The following is an 18,949-nucleotide window of genomic DNA, read 5'->3' on the forward strand; positions in this document are numbered from 1 at the left end:
GACGACACCGGCTGCCGATACGCTCGGGACATGTTCCTCGGCATCACCAACACCCCGCGCGACTACGCGTGGGGATCCGTCACCGCCATCCCCGAGCTCCTCGGCCGCACCGTCACCGGCGCCCCGCAGGCGGAGCTCTGGCTCGGTGCGCACCCCGGCAGCCCCAGCGTGGTCGTGAACCCCGCGATGGTCGGCGGCGCGGACACCGTGCTCGACTGGATCGCCGCCGAACCGCAGGTCGCCCTCGGCGGGGACCGCACCGGGCTGCCGTTCCTGCTCAAGGTGCTCGCCGCCGCGGCGCCCCTGTCGCTGCAGGCCCACCCGACGCCGGAACAGGCCCGCGAGGGCTTCGAGCGCGAGGACGCCGCCGGCATCGCGCTCGACGACCCCGCCCGCAACTACAAGGACCCGTACCCGAAGCCCGAGCTCGTCGTGGCGCTCAGCGACCGGTTCGAAGCCCTGAGCGGCTTCCGCCCCGTCGAGTCCACGCTCGTCGACGTCGAGACGCTCGACGCCGGCAGCGGGCGCCTCGGGCCGCTCGTCGCCCACCTGCACCAGGGGCTCGAGGACACCGTGCGGTGGCTCGAGGACGCCGACGGCTCCGCGCTCGCGGTCATCGACGCGGTCGGGCACCTGGCGCCGGACGTGCAGGACCCCTCCGCGAACATCGCGACCGCCGCGGCGCTCGCCGAGTCCTACCCGGGGGACCCGGGCGTGGTCGTGTCGCTGCTGATGCACCGCGTGACGCTCTCGCGCGGCCAGGCGATGTACCTGCCCGCCGGCAACATCCACGCCTACCTCGACGGCCTCGGCATCGAGCTGATGGCGCCGTCGGACAACGTGCTCCGTGGCGGCCTCACGCCCAAGCACGTCGACGTGCCGGAACTGCTGCGCGTGCTCGACTTCACGGCGTACCCGGCGCCGCTCCTCGACCCCGAGGAGATCGCCCCCGGTGTCGACCGCTTCGCGCCGGCCGGCGTGGGCTTCGCGCTCGTGCGGGTCACCGGTGACGGGCGGCCGGTCGGGCTGAGCACGGGCGGGGTGGCGCCGCTCTCCGGACCCTCGATCGCGATCTGCACCGAGGGCGTCGTGACGCTGGTCGGGGCGACCTCGGCCACGCTGCTGCGCCGGGGCGAGTCGTGCTTCGTGACCCCGGACGAGGGCGACGTCACCGTCGAGGCCGACTCGTCGGACGGCGTCACCTCGACGGTCTTCATCGCGACGGGGGCGTAGCGGCGCCTGTGCCTGTGGCTGTGGCTGTGGCGTCGGCTACGGCTGCTGGCAGTTCGTGTCGGCGCTCGCGCTTCTGCGGCTTCGCGCAGCGGGTGCGCGGTGGTCCGCGGCGGTCGGCGGTGCCGCGTCCGCTAGCGTGGCGGGCATGAGTTGGCTGGTCACCGGCGGTGCCGGGTACATCGGATCCCACGTCGTCCGGGCGCTCCGCGCGGCGGACATCGACACCGTCGCGCTGGACGACCTCTCGAGCGGCTTCCGTTCGTTCGTCCCCGACGACGTCCCCTTCGTCGAGGGCACGATCCTCGACGGCGAGCTCGTCGCGCGGACGATCCGCGAGCACGGCGTCACGGGCGTCGTGCACGTCGCGGGCTTCAAGTACGCCGGCGTCTCCGTCGAGCGCCCGCTGCACACCTACGAGCAGAACGTCACCGGCATGGCGACGCTCCTCCGTGCGATGGCCGACGCCGACGTCGACAAGGTCGTGTTCTCCTCGAGCGCCGCGGTCTACGGCACCCCCGACGTCGAGACGGTCGTCGAGTCCACGCCGAAGAACCCGGAGTCGCCCTACGGCGAGTCGAAGCTCATCGGCGAGTGGCTGCTGAAGGACATGGAGGTCGCGCGCGGCTTCACCACGACGTCCCTGCGGTACTTCAACGTCGTCGGCTCCGGCGTGCCCGACCTGTACGACGCCAGCCCGCACAACCTGTTCCCGCTCGTGTTCGACGCGCTGCTCGCCGGTCGCATCCCGCGGATCAACGGCGACGACTACGCCACGCCCGACGGCACCTGCGTCCGCGACTACGTGCACGTGGCCGACCTGGCGCACTCGCACGCGATCGCCGCGGCGAAGCTCGAGGCGGGGGAGCCCCTCGACCGCGCCTACAACCTCGGCAGCGGCGACGGCGTCAGCGTCCGGCAGATCATGGACGCGATGGCGCGCGGCACCGGCATCCCGTTCGAGCCGGAGATCGCCCCGCGTCGCGCCGGCGACCCGGACCGGATCGTCGCCACGGGCGAGGCCGCCGCGCGCGACCTCGACTGGGCGATGCGCCACACCCTCGACGAGATGGTCTCCAGCGCCTGGGAGGCCCGCCGCCGCGTCGCGTAGCGCGCTGCCGGCACGGCAAGCGCCCGCGGGGCGCGCCGCTCTGCGCTGCTCCGCGCCGCGCGACCCGCCCCCTGTCGACGTCGCGCCCCGCGGTGGACATCGCGCCCCGGTGCAGCCGGGCGCGATGCCCACGCCGGGGCGCAACCCGGGCTGCTCCGCCGACCGGCCGACCCGTCGACCCGCGGAGCGCGCTGCCGGCACGGAGCGCGCTGCCGACACGGCCAGCGCCGCCCGCGCCGCGCCGCCCGCGCCGCGCCGCCCGCGCCGCGCCGCCCGCGCCGCGCCGCCCGCGACGCGCCGCCCTTTCGGCGGTTCGGACCGGCACCGCACCAGGGACGTCGGCTCGAACCACGGACGTCCGCGGTTCGAGCCGACGTCCGTTGTGCGACGCCAGGGCGCGCCGCTGCATGCACACGCCGCCGCGCTCGCCCGCATGCCCCGCCCCGCCCCGCGCCCGCCCCGCCCCGCGCCCGCCCGCCCCGCCCCGCGCCGACCGCCGCGCCGCCCGCCGCGCACCCCGCGGTGTCCCCCGAGAGGCCGACAGAACCGGTGCGACACGCCCGAATGGGGGACATGACACGCCGGAACGCCCGGTGCCTCTTATGATCCGCGACTTGACTCCGAGGAATCACACCGCTGTAATTACAGGCAACGACCGACAGCGAGACGAACCAAGGGGTGATCAGGGTGAGCGGTTCCGACTTCCACGCCGGAGTTCCGGAAGACTGGCACGTCGACCCCGTGGCGCTCGGCGTCCCCGGCGTCCGACGTCCGGAGACCGACGACGAGGAGAACCCGCTCGCCTGGCAGGCGGACTCGCTCTGCGCACAGACGGACCCCGAGGCCTTCTTCCCGGAGAAGGGCGGCTCGACGCGCGAGGCGAAGAAGATCTGCACCACGTGCGAGGTCCGGTCGCAGTGCCTCGAGTACGCGCTCGAGAACGACGAGCGCTTCGGCATCTGGGGCGGCCTCTCGGAGCGCGAGCGTCGCAAGCTGCGCAAGCGCGCGTAGCGACGCGCCACCGCGCGACGGGTCCGATCTGGAGGCCCGCATCGCGCCCGCCACGCAGCAGGCCTTGATCGTCCCCACAGGTTCGCGGCGCGCCGACCCACCGGGCTGCAGCCGTGCCTCCAGTCCGTAGAGTGTCGCCCGTCATGCAGCCCAGTTCCGCTCAGCCCCGTGTCACCGCCGTCCTGGTCGTCGCCAACGGGGCGGACCACCTCGACCGGACGCTGGACGCCCTCGCCAACCAGACCCGGCACCCGGAGAACCTGGTGGTCGTCGACGTCGGCTCGACGGACGGCTCGACCGCCCAGCTCGAGTTCGGCGGGTCCGCCCAGCTGACCCGGATCCCCGCAGGACGCTCCTTCGGTGACGCGGTCGCGGTCGCCGAGAAGGCGGTGCCGCGTCCGGAGGCCGACGAGGCCGTGGAGGAGTGGCTCTGGCTCATCGGACACGACAACGCCCCGACACCGACGGCCCTCGCCGAGATGCTGGCCGCGGTGGAGATCGCCCCGTCCGTCGCGGTCGCCGGCCCCAAGCTCGTCGACCCGCGTGACCCGTCGCGCATCCGCGACCTCGGCGAGAGCATGACCCGGTTCGGCCGGTCGCTCGTCCTCGTGCAGGAGGAGCTGGACCAGGGCCAGCACGACCGGAACACCGACGTGATGGCCGTGGCCGCGGGCGGGATGCTCGTGCGCCGCTCGGTCTGGGCGACGCTCGGCGGGTTCGACCCCGCGCTGCCCGACGTCGACGCGGCCCTCGACTTCTGCGTCCGTGTCCGTCTGGCGGGGTACCGCGTCGCCGTCGTGCCCGAGGCGCGGGCGACGAGCGCCGGGCCGATCGAGGAGTTCGGCCGCAAGCGCGTGTCCGAGGGTCGCCGCGTGCGGATGCACCGGCAGGCCCAGCTGCACCGCCGCATGACCTACGCGCCCCTCGGTGTGCTCTGGATCCACTGGTTGACGCTCGTGCCGTTCGCGGTCGGTCGTGCGATCGGCCACCTCGTCGCGAAGCACCCGGCCGCGGTGTCGGGGGAGCTCTCCGCCGCGTTCGCCGTGGCCTTCGGCGGCGGGGTCTCCCGGGCCAGGAAGTCCCTGGCGCGCACGAAGAAGCTCGGGTGGGCGGCCGTCGAACCGCTGCGCGTGAGCTGGCGTCGGGTGCACGAGCGGCGGACGACGTCCCGCGACGTCGAACTCGCCCGGGTCGAGGACGCCCCGGTCGCCCGGGCGTCGTTCCTCGGCGACGGTGGCATCTGGGTCGTACTCGCCGCGGCCGTGCTCAGCGTCGTCACCCTCTTCCCGCTGCTCGGCTCGCCCGCGCTGACCGGCGGTGGGCTGCTGCCGCTGTCGACATCGGTGGGGAAGCTCTGGCAGAACGTCGGCTACGGCTGGCACACCCTCGGCACCGGCTTCACGGGCCCGAGCGACCCCTTCGCCGCCGTCCTCGCCGTGCTCGGGTCGATCGTGGCATGGTCGCCGTCGACCGCCGTCGTGCTCGTCATGCTGCTGGCGTTCCCGGTGTCCGCCCTCGGCGCCTGGTTCGTCGTGCGCAAGCTGACGACCCGCACCTGGGTGCCGGTCATCGGCGCGGCGCTCTACACGATCGCCCCGGCGCTCGTCGGCGCCGTCACCACCGGGCACCTCGGCGCCGTCATCGCGCACGTGCTGTTGCCGTGGCTGTTCCTCACGGTGCTCGAGGCGCACCGTTCCTGGGCCTCGGCCGCCGGTGCCGCGCTGCTCTTCGCCGGGGTCGCGGCCTCGGCACCGTCGCTCCTGCCGGTCCTGATCATCGGGTGGCTGGTGTCGCTCGTCGCCGGGTGGCGGCACGCGCACCGACGGGTGTTCATCCCCGTCCCCGCCGCGGTGCTCTTCCTGCCGCTGGTGCTGACGCAGATCGCCCGCGGCAACGTCCTCGGGGTGTTCGCCGACCCGGGTGTGCCCTCGGCGACCCGGGCGCCCTCGGCCCTGCAGCTCGCGATCGGGCAGCCGCTGCCCGACTGGAACGGCTGGCTGCCGGTCAGCTCGCCGCTGTCCGCCGTCGTCGCCGCCCTGCCGATCGCCCTCGCGGTCCTCGCGCTGCCCATCGGCGTGACCGCGATCGGTGCCGTGCTCGGCCACCGCTGGCACGTCGCGGGCGTCGCGCTCGTCACCGCGCTGCTCGGGTTCGCCACCGCCTTCGCGGCCACCCACGTCACGGTCACCGGCGTCGGGGCCACGACCACCATCGTGTGGCCGGGCAGCGGCCTGACCGTGTACTGGCTCGCGCTCGTCGTCGCCGTGTCGATCGGCGTCGACACGCTGCCGCGCCGGGCCCCGGTCGTCGGGGTCGTCGCCGCGGTGTTCGCCGGTGTCGCCGTCGCCCCGGCGTTCGCCGCGTTCTACCTCGGCAACGCCGTCATCCAGCCGACCACTGGCCGGGTGCTGAGCGCGTACGTCAACGCCGAGGCGCAGGCGAACCCGGACGTCGGCACGCTCGTGGTCGAACCGCAGACGAACGGCTCGCTCGCGGTGTCGCTCGAACGCGGCCAGGGCTCGACGCTCGACGACCAGTCCACGCTCGACGCCACCGCGCTGTCGCTGTCGTCGTCCGGGGCCCGGCTGGCCACCCTCGCCGGCAACCTGGCGAGCCGCAGTGGCTACGACCCGCGACCGGCGCTCCAGGAGCTCGGCGTCAGCTTCGTGCTGCTCGACGACGCGCCCGACGACGACCTCGCGCGACAGGTCCACGACCGCGCCGCCGGGGCCATCGGGCAGAACGCGCTCTTCACGAGCATCGGTGAGACGACGAGCGGTCAGCTGTTCCACTACGAGGGCGACGTCGACCGCCCGAGCACCGGGTCCGCCGCGGCGAAGACCACGCACGTGCTCTACCTCGTGGTCCTCGGCGTGGTCTTCGGCGCCGCGGCGCTCCTGGCCGTGCCGACCGCACCCCGCCGGCGCCGCGCCACCTCGAACGTGCTCGAGGCCGACGAACCCGCCACCACCTTCGACGAGGAGCGCGACGAATGACCACCCCCGCTCGCCGTTGGATCGTCCGCGGGACCGCCACCGCGATCGCCGTGGTCGTCGCCGTCGGCACCATCGCCGCCGCGCACACCTTCGGCACCGAGGAGGCCCCCGGCCGTCCCGCCGGTCGCACGGTCACCCCGGTGCCTGCCGACGCCGAACGCGTCTGTGCGGGCAGCGCCCTCCGGCTCTCCGACGACGCCGGCAACGACGCCACGACCGCCACCCCGGTCGGGTCGGCCAGCGTCGCGACGGCCACCACGGGCAGCACGGTCGACCGCTCCGACCTGCAGTCGTCGACCACGGGCAGCAGCAACCCGACGCTGCTCACCGCACCGGCCGAGGACACCACCCCGCAGGTGGCCGGGTCGAGCTACCAGAGCGTCTCCGACGGCGACCTGGTCGGGATCGGTGCCGCCTCCTGCGACGACCCGTCGCAGTCGACCTGGCTCGTCGGCGGCTCGACCGAGACCGGCCGCACCAGCCTCATCACGCTGTCCAACCCGACCGACGTCAACGCCACCGTCGACCTGGCCGTGTTCGACGCCACCGGCAGCGTGAGCGCCCCCGGCACGACCGGCATCGTCGTCGCACCGAACTCGCAGAAGGTCGTGCCGCTGTCGGGCTTCGTGTCCGACCAGGGCTCCACGGTCGTGCACGTCACCTCCTCCGGCGGCCAGATCGTCGCCCACATGCAGGAGGCCGTCGTCCGGACGCTCACCCCCGGCGGGTTCGACATCGTCTCCGGCGGTGCCGGCCCCGCACGGGCGCAGGTCATCCCCGGCGTCGTCCTCCGCGACATCCAGCAGGCCCAGCGCGGCGACGACACCGCCGACGCCGCCCCGGTCGTGCGGCTGTTCGTCCCCGGCACCACGGCGGCCCGCGTCACCCTCGGCATCACGACCGCGACGGGCGGTGGCACCACGGTGAACACCACCGCCGAACCGGGCGTGGTCACCGACGTGGCGCTCGACGACTTCGACAACGGCCGCTACTCGATCACGGTCAGCTCGACGCAGCCCGTCGTCGCCGGCGCGCGGTCGACCACCCCGACGGCGGGCCAGGGCACCGACCTGGGCTGGTTCGCCTCGGCGGAGCCTCTCGGCAAGCGCACCATCGCCGCGGTCGCCTCGGGTGACGGCGCCCGTCTGAACCTCGTGAACCCGACGACCCAGGACGCCCGCGTGACGATCGCGTCGGGCGACGACCGGCAGCGCGTCACCGTCGCGGCCGGTGCCACGTCCACGATCCGCGTCCAGACGTCGAAGCAACTCGTCATCACGGGCGCCGACCGGATCGTCGCGGGCGTCACCTACGCCGGCGACCAGGGCCTGGCGGGGTTCCCGCTCCGCCCCGCGACCGAGGTCTCCAGCCCGGTCCGCGTCTACCCCTGAGGCCGAGCGCGGCGCCGGCACGAAGCGCAAGCGCGCGGCGGGTCCGCGTCAGCGCGCGCCGCGCCTCACCAGTGGCGGTAGCGGTCCGGTGCCAGGTCCCAGGGGTCCTTGTCGAGCAGCTCGGCGACCGCACGGAACACGGCGGTCTCCACGACGATGCGACGGTCGACGTCGTCCTTCTCGGGGGAGCGGGTGACGCGCTCGACGGGGATCCGGAACACGGTCACGCGTCGTTCGTCGTGCTCGATCCGCCACCGCGGCAGCGAGTCCGGCAACCCGGGCTCGGTCGGCATGTCGGCCACCTGGAAGACGACGCCCTGCAGTTCGTCGGGCCAGAGCCCGAGCAGGTAGTGGGCGGTGTCGCCGACGATCCGGTCGAAGGCCTCGGCCCGCGTGATGATCGGCGCGAGCTCCGGTCCGGTGACGCTGGAGCGGGAGCCGCGGCCGTGGCGGGACCGCCCGCGACCGCGGTCGACCGGGGTGACGAGTCGGGGCTTGCGGCGCATCCCCACATCGTACGCGCGGGCCCGGACACCGACGGGGCGTTCGGTAGGGTCGTCGTCGAGATGGACGTACGGATCTGCAGCAAGGTCGCCTGTGGCGCGAGCGCCTCGTCGACCCTGACGTACGACTACGCCGACTCGATGGTCGTCATCGGCCCCCTCTCCACCCGGGTCGAACCGCACGGCTACGACCTGTGCGCCCGCCATGCCGGACGCCTGCGCGTGCCACAGGGCTGGCACGTGATCCGCCGCGAGCCGCTCCGCGAGGAACGCGCCGCCGACTGACCCGGCCACCCGCGTCCCGCAGGCCGGCCCACCCGGGTGGTCCGAGCCTCCCGACCGGCCGGGAGGCCCGCCCCACCACCGCGACCACGCCTGCCTCCTGAGACGGTCGGTTCCCACCTGCGGACCGTGTCGGGGGGCCGTGGGAGACTGGCCGCATGCCCACCGACACCCGCGCCGCAGCAGCACACCGCGTGGCCGACCTCGGCCTCGCCGAGGCAGGCCGCCACCAGATCCGCCTCGCCGAGAACGAGATGCCGGGGCTGATGTCCCTGCGCGAGGAGTTCGGCCCCTCGCAGCCGCTGGCGGGTGCCCGCATCGCCGGGTCCCTGCACATGACCGTGCAGACGGCCGTGCTCATCGAGACGCTCACGGCGCTCGGCGCCCAGGTCCGATGGGCGAGCTGCAACATCTTCTCCACGCAGGACGAAGCCGCCGCGGCCATCGCCGTCGGCCCGACCGGTACCCCCGACGCTCCCGCCGGCGTGCCGGTGTTCGCGTGGAAGGGCGAGACGCTCGAGGAGTACTGGTGGTGCACCAACCAGGTCTTCGACTGGAGCGCCGAAGCGGCTGCGGTCTGGGCGACCTGGACCGGCCCGAACCTCATCCTCGACGACGGCGGCGACGCCACGATGCTCGTCCACACCGGTGCTGACGCCGAGGCCGCCGGGCGCGTGCCCGACGCCGGCGACGACGCCAGCGCCGAGTACCGGATCGTGCTCGACACGATCGCGTCCTCGTTGCGGGACTCCTCCGACCGCTGGACCCGCATCGCCGCGGACGTCCAGGGCGTGACCGAGGAGACCACCACGGGCGTGCACCGCCTGTACGAGCTCGCGCGCACCGACCAGCTCAAGTTCCCGGCCATCAACGTGAACGACTCGGTCACCAAGAGCAAGTTCGACAACAAGTACGGCATCCGGCACTCCCTGCCCGACGGCCTGAACCGGGCCACCGACGTGCTCATCGGCGGCAAGGTCGTGTTCGTCGTGGGCTACGGCGACGTCGGCAAGGGCGCGGCAGAGGCCATGCGTGGCCAGGGTGCCCGCGTCATCGTGAGCGAGGTCGACCCCATCTGCGCGCTGCAGGCCGCGATGGACGGCTACCAGGTCGCGCGCCTGTCGGACGTCGTCGACCAGGTCGACATCGTCGTCACGTGCACCGGCAACCTCGGGGTCGTCGGCGTCGAGGACATGCTCGCGCTGAAGCACCTGGCGATCGTCGCGAACGTCGGGCACTTCGACAACGAGATCGACATGGTCGGCCTCGAGACCCTGCCCGGCGCCGAGAAGGTCGAGATCAAGCCGCAGGTGCACGAGTGGCGCCTGCCGAACGGTCGCTCGATCCTCGTGCTGAGCGAAGGCCGCCTGATGAATCTCGGCAACGCGACCGGGCACCCGTCCTTCGTGATGAGCAACTCGTTCACGAACCAGGTGCTCGCGCAGATCGAGCTGTACACCCGGCGCGAGTCCTACCCGACGGGTGTGTACGTACTCCCGAAGCACCTCGACGAGAAGGTCGCACGGTTGCACCTCGACGCGCTCGGTGTCCGGTTGACCGAGCTCCGGCCGGAGCAGGCGTCGTACATCGGCGTCCCGGTCGAGGGCCCCTTCAAGCCGGACCACTACCGGTACTGAGGCCGCTGCGGGCGGCGGCGCCGCCGCACCACGGAACGGACACAGCACCGCGCAAGTGCGCGGTGCTGTGTCCGTTTCGCGGTGCGCTCCGGCGCGACGGAGCGGCGCGAGCTGTCGTGGCACCACTGAAACCGGCTCGAACCACGGAGATCCGTGGTTCGAGCCGGTTTCAGTTGTGCGGCGCCGTTGTGCGCCGCCGCGGTGCGTCGGCGGCGCCTGCGCTGCGCCGCCGCGCCGCGGCGCTCAGCGCGGGAAGCCCGGCGGCCGCGCCCCCGCCGTCACCGTGGCGTCGGCGAGCGTCCGCGCGCGCGACCCGAACGCCCGCAGGTCCCGCGCACGCCGGAGCGCGACGACTCCCGCGAGGAACTCCACCGCCGGCACCGGCGGCACCGGGTGCGCGTACTCGGCCACTTCGGCAGCGAGCGCGAGCGCGGTGGCGTCGCGGAGTGCGGGCTGCACGGACGATGCTCCGCGGAAGAACGCACCGAGCCGGTTCTCCAGGCGTTGCGGCAGCGCCCGGACATCGGCGACGGCAGCCCACCCGACGAGCGACGGCGGCAGGAGCACCACCGGGTCGGCCGACCGCGGCAGCCGCTCGTGCTGCACGACCGTGCCCGCGAGCAGGTCCCCGAGCCGCCGGGGCCTCGACCCGAAGAGCGCCACGACCATCGCCACCGAGCCGAACGTCGTCCAGAGTTCGAGCACCCCGACGAGTGAGCGGGTGAACGCGTGCCGGAACGACACCGCGCCGCCGTCGACCCGCACGACCCGGGTGCCGAGGGCGTACCGCCCGACGCTCTTGCCCCGCGTCACGGTCTCGACGGCCGCGGGGACCAGCACGAGCACGGTGACGAGCGAGGCGATCCCCAGCGCGGTGACCCACGCGTCGTCGACCCCGGCGGGGACGACCCGCAGGAACCCGAGCAGCAGCATGACGTACAGCGCGATCAGGCACGCGGCGTCGAGGAGCCCCGCTGCCAGCCGGAGCGCGATGCCCGCCGGGACGACGTCGAGCGCGACGGCCTCGCCGACGACGAGCTCGTCGGTGGTCTCGTCGAGGGCGCGGACGAAGCGGTCATCGGCGAGGTCCCGGGGCGTCCGTCGCTTCGGCATGGTTCCATTGTGTCGGAACGGACCCGGCACGACCACGTCGGACCGGACGGCACGAGGGGGCAACGGCATGGACCTGGACGCGTACGCGGCGACCCATCGTGACCAGTGGGACGAGCTCGACCACCTGACCCGCCGCCGAACGACCTCAGGCGAGGACGTCGACCGTCTCCTCACCGGCTACCAGTCCGCCGCGACCGACCTCGCCCGCATCCGCGGTGTCGCCCCGCGCTCGGCGACCGGGGACCGGCTCTCGCTGCGGCTGTACCGCGCCCGGCTCCGCTTCACGGGCGCACCCACCGACCCGCTGACGATGCTCACCGCGTTCTTCGCGCTCCAGCTGCCGGCCGCGCTCTACCGGATCCGCTGGGTGACGATCTGGGTGACGGTCGCCACGGTCGCCATCGCGGTCGTCAGCGGCGTCTGGATCACCGAGACGCCGGGAGCCGTCGCCACGTTCGGCACCGACGCGGCCCTGCGCCAGTACGCCACCCAGGACTTCGTCGACTACTACTCCGACCACGGGCTCGGAGCGTTCTCCGCCCAGGTGTGGACGAACAACGCGTTCGTGGCGGCGCGGATGGTGGCCTTCGGCATCACGGGCCTGTTCGTGCCGGCAGCGGTCGGGCAGAACGCGCTGAACCTCGGCGTGTCCGGGGCGATCATGCACTCCCAGGGGCGGCTCGGCGACTTCTTCCTCTACATCGCCCCGCACGGGCAGCTCGAGCTCTACTCGGTGTTCCTCGCGGCCGCTGCCGGGCTGATGATCTTCTGGTCCTGGGTCGCTCCCGGGCAGCGCACGCGAGCGCAGGCCCTCGCCGAGGACGGCCGCGCGCTCATCGCCGTGGCCATCGGCCTGGTGCTGACCCTGTTGCTGTCCGGCATCATCGAGGGCACCGTCACCCGCCAGGACTGGCCGTGGCCCGTGAAGATCGGCATCGGCACGATCGCCCTGGCCGCCGTGCTGGTCTACCAGTGGGTGATCGGCCGCCGTGCGTACCGGGCCGGGGAGCGCGGCGACGTCGAGGAGTTCGACCGCGGCACCGCGGCCATCGTCGCCGGCTGACCCGAGACCAGAGCGCGTCGCGCCCCGGCCCGATCGTCGCGCCCCGTCACGGCGGGGCGCGACGTCCACAACGGGGCGCGACCCGGAGCGGCGCGACCCGGACGCGACGTCCGTGGCGGACGGCTCAGAGCCTCCCGGCCGCCTTGGCGCGGAGGTACGCGTCGGCCACCAGCGGTGGCACCTGTTCCGGCGCACCGTGCACCACCTCGACCCCCGCACGTCGGGCGACGTCCGCGACGCCGTCGGCGTCGAGCAGGGACCGTTCTGCCGCGGCCCGGCGGTAGACGTCGCGACCACCGGACGGGAGGCTCGTCCCGCCTCCACCACGCCGCACGCCCCCGTCACGCCCCGCCATCGCAGCCACGGCCGGGTCGTCCACGGCCGTCACCACGACCGCGTGCCGCCGCGCGAGCGCGGGCAGCACCGTGAGCAGGTCCGCCGAGGCCCCGACGGAGTCGAGACTGGTCGCCAGCACCACGAGGGACCGCTGCGTCGTGACGCTGTCCACCAGCGCCGGCACCGCGGACCAGTCCGTCGCGGCGAGTCCCGGCTCCGCGAGCGCGAGCGTCTCCCCGAACCGCTGCACGACGTCGACGCGGGTGGCGCCGTGCACGCGTCCGCGCGGCCGGTCGTCGAGGACCACCAGGTCGACCCGGTCGCCGGCGGCCGCGGCCAGGGCACCGACGAGCAGGGCGGTCTCGATGAAGGTGTCCAGGCGGGGTTCGTCGCCGACACGCCCGGCTCCGGCACGCCCGGCGTCGACGACGACGATGACGCGCCGGTCCCGCTCGGGTCGCCAGGTGCGCACGACCAGGTCCTGCCGCCGTGCCGTCGCCCGCCAGTCGATCGAGCGGACGTCGTCGCCGCGCACGTAGTCGCGCAGGGAGTCGAACTCGGTGCCGTGGCCGCGGAGCTGCAGCGTCGTCTCGCCGTCGAGCTCCCGGAGCCGGGCGAGCCGCGAGGGCAGGTGCCGTCGCGACCGGAACGGCGGCGTCACGACGAGTTCGGCGGGCGCCGGGACGACCCGCTGCCGTGCGGCGAGCCCGAGCGGCCCGAACGCGCGCACGGCGACCCCGGCGCTCCGACGACGTCCGCGCCGGAAGGGCGTGAAGCGCATCCTGGCGGTGCGGCGCTCCTCGGCGGGGACGGTCATCCGGATCCGTCGCGGAGCGTGGCCGGCGGAGGGCTCCCACATGTCGCGGACCACGGCGCGCAGGGGGCGACGGCCGTCGTTCGCCAGGACGAGCGTCGCGTCGGCGACGGTGTCCCGCCGGGCCAACCGGGGCATCCGCCGCTCGACCCGCACGGCCCGCAGGTCGGCGGCGAGCAGCACGTCCAGCACCGCGGCGAGCACGACGACGCCCGCCCACGCGACACCGCCCCACCCGCTGCCGAGCAGCACGGTGGGGACGATCGCGACGGCGAGGAGCGCGACGAACCGGCCGGAGATCGCCACTAGATCGGCACCCGCACCTGTTCGAGCACCTGCTGCAGCACGCCGTCGGCCCCGACGCCCTCGAGCTCGGCGTCCGCGGCCACCCGCAGCCGGTGCCGCCACACGGGCAGCAGCATCGCCTGGACGTGGTCCGGCGTGATGCCGTCGTACCCGGTGAGCCACGCCCAGGCCTTCGCGGCGGCGAGCAGGGCGGTGGCACCGCGGGGGCTGACACCGACCCGCACGGACGGGGCCTGTCGGGTCGCACGGGCGAGGTCGACGATGTACGCCAGGACGTCGTCACGGGCTCCGACGGCCCGGACGGCCCGCTGGGCGGAGAGGACCTGGTCCGCACCGACGACCGGCACGATGCCCGCCGAGCGGACGTCGCGGGGGACGAACCCGTCGGCGTGCCGGCGGAGCACCTGCCACTCGACGTCGCGCGGCGGGATGTCGAGGGTCAGCTTCATGAGGAAGCGGTCGAGCTGGGCCTCGGGCAGCGTGTACGTCCCCTCGAACTCGATCGGGTTCATCGTGGCCGCGACGAAGAACGGGTCGGGGAGCAGCTTCGGCGACCCGTCGACGCTGACCTGGCGTTCCTCCATGGCCTCGAGCAGCGCGGACTGCGTCTTCGGGGGCGTGCGGTTCACCTCGTCGGCGAGGAGCACGTTCGTGAACACGGGCCCCTCGCGGAACGGGAACGTCCCGGTGGAGGCGTCGTAGACCAGCGACCCCGTGACGTCGCCGGGCATCAGGTCCGGGGTGAACTGGATGCGCTTCGTGTCGAGCGACATCGCGGCCGCCAGGCTCCGTACGAGCAGTGTCTTCGCGACACCGGGGACGCCCTCGAGCAGGACGTGGCCCTGCGCCAGCAGCCCGACGATCATCCCGGACACCGCGCCCTCCTGCCCGACGACGGCTTTGCCGACCTCGGCGCGGACGCGGGTGAACGCGTCGCGGAGCTCGTCGGTCGACGTGGCGCCGGTGGCGCCTGGGGTGGTGGGCAGGTCGGTCACGGTCGTCCTCCTGGTCGGGGGTCGGTCAGATGTGCGGGTCCGGTGGTGGTCGGGTCCACCGGCCGGGAGGCTCGTGGTGCGTCCCCGGCGACGGCTCGCCGGATGGTGCGTCCCAGGTCGTCGACCGCGGCCGCGCCGTCGACGAGCGCGCGGTCGTCCGGCGTCGGACCGCCGACGAGCACGGCGCCGACGTGCGTCACCGGCAGGCCGGTGGCGTCGGCGGCACGGCGGACGACCTCGTCGACGTGGGCGGAGCGGGGGAGCCCGAGCGACCGACCGATCCGGCGGAGGGCAGCGACCCGGAGGGTGTCGAGCGCGTGGGTGCGGTCGCGGGTCCTGGCGTAGAGGCGCGCTCGGCCCTCGGTCGTCTCCGAGGCGCGCACCACGACCGGCATCGACTCGACGACGAGCGGGCCGAGCCGACGCCCGCGCCACACGCCGGCTGCGACGGCCACCGCGGCGAGCATGCCGATCGCGCTGGGCACCCACGGGGGAGCGAGGTCGCCGAGCGAGGGCGCGGCGTCGGTGCTGCCGGCCTTCGGCACGTACCAGGACAGGTGGTCGGCGCCGCCGAGCAGGCCGAGCGCCAGCGACGCGTTCCCGGCGGTCGTGACGGTGTCGTTGCGGAGCGCCCCGGTGGTGCCGACGAGCGTCACGGTGCCGGTGGGGGTGTCGGTCCGGACGAGTCCCCAGACGCGGGCGGACCCCGTGCCGTCCGGGGCGCAGCGCGTGCCGGCCGACGCCCGCACGGTGTACCCGGAGCCGGTCGGGGTGACGGACCGGGCCGTCCGCGCCGCCGGGATCCCGCACGCCGCGGTCGAGACCGGTTCGGTGGAGTCGACGGGGCCGGCCGGTTCGGCGTCGACGCGGAAGGACTCGAGGACGCCGGGGTCGGAGGTGACGAGCACGACGTCCGACGCGGCACGGGCGATGCGTCGGGCGACACCCGCGGAGAGCACGCCGGCGGAGTCGTCCACCAGGACCGTGCCGTCGGGGTCGATCCGGTCGGCGTCCCGCACCACGTCGACGGTGGTGCCGCGCTGTTCGAGGACCCGGACGAGCGCCTTTGAGCCGCTCGCCGTCGACGACCCGGGGTCGAGCGGTGTGTCGGAGGGGCCGGACCCGCTGCCGACCGCCGCCGTGACCGCCGCGAGCAGGAGCCCGACCAGCACGATGGCGAGCCAGAAGACGACGCGGAACCGGCGGCCTCCGCGCTGGCCGTCCGGCGTCGGTGCACCTGGACCGGCGGTGGCGCGCTCGGCCGCCGCCGCCGCCGTCCGCGCCGGCGTCGTGGTGGTGGCGCTCACGCGGGGACCGCCGGGACGTCCGACCTGGCCGGTCGCGCCGTGCGGAGACGGCTCTCGGTGTCGAGGACCTGGCGCGCTGCGGCCTCGTCGGTGTCGAGCCCGAGGTACCGCACGGCGTCGAACGTCGTCGCTGCCCGGTGCAGGTCGTCGCTGAACGCCGGGAACGGCCGGGACGCCCGGACCGCGATCGCGCTCGCGGTGGCTCCGGGGACGTCGGGGACCAGGTCGCGCTCACCGAGGCCGCGTGCGACGGCCCGGTAGCCCTCGAGCACGGCGGTCGACCAGTCCCCGGCGCGCAGGGCCGCGCGGGCGGCGTCGGCGATGGCGGCGGCCGAGCGCAGGTCGTCGTCGTCGAGGACCCCGCGGGCGTCGTCGGCCCGGAGCCGGGCGCGGCGTCGGGGGAGCCCACGCGAGACGACCACGAGCACGACCACCGCGACGAGCACCACGATCGCCACGACGAGCAGCGTGCGGCTGACGCCGGCACCACCGAAGCCGTCGGGGCGGAGCGAGCCGAACCACTCCAGGACGTCCCGCGAGGCCCGGTCCCACCAGGTCACGTGGGCACCGCTGTACTCGCCACGCTCGAGCTCCCGCTCGAGGAGCCGTCGGGCCTGTCCGGGGTCGACGCTCGTCATCCCCGCCCGTCCGGTCGTGACGGTCCCCACTGCGGCGGTTGCTGCTGTCCACCCCACTGCTGCGGCTGCTGGCCCAGCGGCGGCTGCTGACCCCACGGTGGCGGCGGCGGTCCCCACGGCTGCTGCGGCTGCTGCGGCCACGGGCGCTGCGCGACGGGCTCTGCCGGCGCGAACGGGTCCGTCGGCTGGCCGGTCTCCAGGTGCGCGGCGATGCGCTGGTCGAGGGCCTCGGTCCGGATGCGGCGGTCGATCGACAGGAAGGTGGTGACGGAAGCGCTCAGGACGTCCGTGATGCACTGCACCGCGATGGTCAGGAGACTGCCGACCACGAGCGCGACGACGGCCCCGGCCGACAGGCTCCCCGGGCGCCCGGTGGTCTGGCCGAGCGGGTCGAACACGCCCGAGAAGAGCGAGACGCCGAGGGTGAGCGGCGTGCTCGCGATGCCGGCCACGATGCTGAAGGCGAACTGCACCAGGAGCAGGATGCCGAACGTCCGCCAGAAGGCCCCGCGGGTCAGGCGCCACGACTGTGCGGCGGCGGAGAAGACCCCGCGGCCCTCGAGCGCGATCGTCGGCACCGTGAAGGCGAACCGCGTCGCGAAGAACGCCACGAGCAGCCCGAAGACGAGCCCGAGCCCCAGGAGCGCCAGGAAGAACCCGCCGATCGCGGTGTCCGTCGCGCCGAGGGCCCCGAAGAACCCGATCAGCACGACCAGGAACACCACGCCGATCACCGCGCCGGCCGCGAGCTGCAGGAGCATCCACCACAGCACCGACAGCCGCCGGCCCTCGAGGAGCCCCCAGAGCCCGCGGAACGTGCCGCGCCGGCCGAGCACCCGCTGCCCGGTGTCGACCGCGACGGGCGCGACGAGGAACCCGCGTGCCAGGAACGCCAGGAACGGCACCCCGACCGCGAGCAGCAGGTACAGCGTGACCGAGCCGGCGGCGATCGCGTCGGCGTCCGTGCCGCCGCCCGTCCCCGTGCCGGTCTCGGTGCCGATCGCGGAGAGCATCCGCTCCTGCAGGGACCGCTGCCCGAGCGTGGTGGCGATGGTGGACGCCAGGCCGAGCACGCCGGAGAGCAGCAGGCTCCAGAGGAGCAGCACGCGCGCGTTCCGTCGGAACACCGTGAACGCGCCGGCCAGCACGTCACCGAGCCCGAGCGGGCGCAGCGGGATCACCGGGCGTGACGGCGGCGTCGGACCGGACCCGTGCCCTGGACCCGACCCCGTCGGGGACGGTGGCGGCGTCGTGCCGTACCGGGGGCCTCCCGGCTGCGGTCCCTGCTGCCCACCGGACTGCTGCTGCCCGCCGGACTGCTGCCCACCTGGCTGCTGTCCACCGGCAGGGGCCCCGCCTGCCCCTGGTGCGTGCCATCCATCGCCGGCCATCGGACCGCCCCCCTCACGTCGGCCGCGCAGGGAACACGCGGACCAGTCCATCATGGCGGAGAACCCGGCGTGATGGGCGCTCGGCTATCGTGAGCGGACGGTGCCTGCCCGGGCACCCCCGCACGCCACCCGGAGTCCACATCACATGACACCGCGCATCCTCGTCGTCGACGACGACCAGGCCCTCGCCGAGATGATCGGCATCGTCCTCCGCGCCGAGGGATACGAGCCCGAGTTCAGCGGCGACGGCAACGACGCCGTCGAGGCCTTCCACGCGACGAAGCCCGACCTCGTGCTCCTCGACGTCATGCTCCCGGGCATCGACGGCATCGAGGTGTGCCGCCGGATCCGCGCCGAGAGCGGCACGCCGATCATCATGCTCACCGCCAAGGGCGACACGTCCGACGTCGTCGCCGGCCTCGAGAACGGTGCCGACGACTACGTGGTCAAGCCCTTCAACCCGAAGGAGCTCGTCGCCCGGATCCGCACCCGCCTGCGGCCGACCGCGTCCGACGCGACCGTCCTGCACGTCGGCGACCTGGTCGTCGACGTCCCCGGGCACGAGGTCCGCCGCGGGGACGCCGTGATCGCGCTGACCCCGCTCGAGTTCGACCTGCTGCGCGCCCTCGCCGAGAAGCCGAACCAGGTCTTCACCCGCGAGATGCTGCTCGAACAGGTCTGGGGCTACCACTACAAGGCCGACACCCGCCTGGTCAACGTGCACGTGCAGCGACTCCGCGCGAAGATCGAGCACGACCCCGACGCGCCGCGCATCGTGACCACCGTCCGCGGCGTCGGCTACCGCGCCGGGGGAGCCTGAGCACC

The 18,949-nt window shown here is 74.3% G+C and carries 16 protein-coding genes; 9 read left to right on the forward strand and 7 right to left on the reverse strand.

All coding sequences use genetic code 11. The features are described from left to right. Positions 1-30: 30 nt before the first annotated feature. The 5 genes from manA (at position 31) to ITJ54_RS16425 (ending at position 7,739) form a co-directional block, all read left to right on the forward strand. A complete protein-coding gene (gene manA / locus ITJ54_RS16405; RefSeq protein ID WP_194630118.1) occupies positions 31-1,233 on the forward strand; it encodes a mannose-6-phosphate isomerase, class I in 1,203 nt (400 codons plus the stop codon). Between the two features lie 145 nt (positions 1,234-1,378). Continuing rightward, positions 1,379-2,341, forward strand: coding sequence for a UDP-glucose 4-epimerase GalE (gene galE, locus ITJ54_RS16410; RefSeq protein ID WP_194630120.1), 963 nt, complete (start codon positions 1,379-1,381; stop codon positions 2,339-2,341). 678 nt (positions 2,342-3,019) lie between these two features. After that, positions 3,020-3,352, forward strand: a complete 333-nt coding sequence (locus ITJ54_RS18405; protein WP_374116128.1) for a WhiB family transcriptional regulator — start codon at positions 3,020-3,022, stop codon at positions 3,350-3,352. A gap of 143 nt (positions 3,353-3,495) precedes the next feature. Then, positions 3,496-6,348 (forward strand): glycosyltransferase family 2 protein, encoded by a 2,853-nt coding sequence (locus tag ITJ54_RS16420; RefSeq protein ID WP_194630122.1) that lies wholly within the window; start codon positions 3,496-3,498, stop codon positions 6,346-6,348. Then, on the forward strand, positions 6,345-7,739 hold the full coding sequence (locus tag ITJ54_RS16425) for a DUF5719 family protein (protein ID WP_194630124.1): 1,395 nt from the start codon (positions 6,345-6,347) through the stop codon (positions 7,737-7,739). Before ITJ54_RS16420 ends, ITJ54_RS16425 begins: the two co-directional genes overlap by 4 nt. 65 nt (positions 7,740-7,804) lie before the next feature. On the opposite strand, the gene ITJ54_RS16430 is transcribed toward ITJ54_RS16425, so the two are convergent. Continuing rightward, complete coding sequence (locus tag ITJ54_RS16430) at positions 7,805-8,245, reverse strand: metallopeptidase family protein (protein ID WP_194630126.1); 441 nt, start codon at positions 8,243-8,245, stop codon at positions 7,805-7,807. A gap of 60 nt (positions 8,246-8,305) precedes the next feature. Here ITJ54_RS16430 and ITJ54_RS16435 point away from each other — a divergent pair, with 60 nt between their 5' ends. Then, on the forward strand, positions 8,306-8,527 hold the full coding sequence (locus tag ITJ54_RS16435) for a DUF3499 family protein (RefSeq protein ID WP_194630128.1): 222 nt from the start codon (positions 8,306-8,308) through the stop codon (positions 8,525-8,527). A gap of 155 nt (positions 8,528-8,682) precedes the next feature. After that, the gene (gene ahcY / locus ITJ54_RS16440) at positions 8,683-10,161 is read left to right on the forward strand and encodes an adenosylhomocysteinase (RefSeq protein WP_194630130.1); all 1,479 of its coding nucleotides are present in this window, start codon (positions 8,683-8,685) and stop codon (positions 10,159-10,161) included. A gap of 243 nt (positions 10,162-10,404) precedes the next feature. Here ahcY and ITJ54_RS16445 read toward each other — a convergent pair whose 3' ends face one another. Further along, positions 10,405-11,274, reverse strand: a complete 870-nt coding sequence (locus ITJ54_RS16445) for an RDD family protein (protein WP_194630132.1) — start codon at positions 11,272-11,274, stop codon at positions 10,405-10,407. A 67-nt stretch (positions 11,275-11,341) separates the two neighbouring features. On the opposite strand from ITJ54_RS16445, the gene ITJ54_RS16450 reads away from it, so the two are divergent. Further along, positions 11,342-12,337, forward strand: coding sequence for a stage II sporulation protein M (locus ITJ54_RS16450; protein WP_194630134.1), 996 nt, complete (start codon positions 11,342-11,344; stop codon positions 12,335-12,337). Between the two features lie 124 nt (positions 12,338-12,461). Here ITJ54_RS16450 and ITJ54_RS16455 read toward each other — a convergent pair whose 3' ends face one another. From ITJ54_RS16455 to ITJ54_RS16475, 5 genes are read right to left on the reverse strand one after another with little or no spacing between them, the layout of a single operon-like run. Beyond that, entirely contained in the window at positions 12,462-13,793 is a 1,332-nt protein-coding gene (locus ITJ54_RS16455; protein WP_194630136.1) for a DUF58 domain-containing protein, read from the reverse strand. Continuing rightward, positions 13,793-14,788, reverse strand: coding sequence for a MoxR family ATPase (locus tag ITJ54_RS16460; RefSeq protein ID WP_323741767.1), 996 nt, complete (start codon positions 14,786-14,788; stop codon positions 13,793-13,795). Before ITJ54_RS16460 ends, ITJ54_RS16455 begins: the two co-directional genes overlap by 1 nt. Beyond that, entirely contained in the window at positions 14,785-16,095 is a 1,311-nt protein-coding gene (locus ITJ54_RS16465) for a DUF4350 domain-containing protein (protein WP_194630138.1), read from the reverse strand. The genes ITJ54_RS16460 and ITJ54_RS16465 overlap by 4 nt, the downstream gene beginning before the upstream one ends. Next, the gene (locus ITJ54_RS16470; RefSeq protein ID WP_194630140.1) at positions 16,092-16,733 is read right to left on the reverse strand and encodes a DUF4129 domain-containing protein; all 642 of its coding nucleotides are present in this window, start codon (positions 16,731-16,733) and stop codon (positions 16,092-16,094) included. The genes ITJ54_RS16465 and ITJ54_RS16470 overlap by 4 nt, the downstream gene beginning before the upstream one ends. Continuing rightward, the gene (locus ITJ54_RS16475) at positions 16,730-17,914 is read right to left on the reverse strand and encodes a glycerophosphoryl diester phosphodiesterase membrane domain-containing protein (RefSeq protein ID WP_194630142.1); all 1,185 of its coding nucleotides are present in this window, start codon (positions 17,912-17,914) and stop codon (positions 16,730-16,732) included. The genes ITJ54_RS16470 and ITJ54_RS16475 overlap by 4 nt, the downstream gene beginning before the upstream one ends. 355 nt (positions 17,915-18,269) lie before the next feature. Between ITJ54_RS16475 and mtrA the strand changes: the two genes are divergently transcribed. Next, the gene (mtrA, locus tag ITJ54_RS16480; RefSeq protein WP_071271417.1) at positions 18,270-18,944 is read left to right on the forward strand and encodes an MtrAB system response regulator MtrA; all 675 of its coding nucleotides are present in this window, start codon (positions 18,270-18,272) and stop codon (positions 18,942-18,944) included. Positions 18,945-18,949: the final 5 nt, after the last annotated feature.

The organism is Curtobacterium sp. VKM Ac-2865 (genome assembly GCF_015350905.1).
Classification (GTDB): domain Bacteria; phylum Actinomycetota; class Actinomycetes; order Actinomycetales; family Microbacteriaceae; genus Curtobacterium.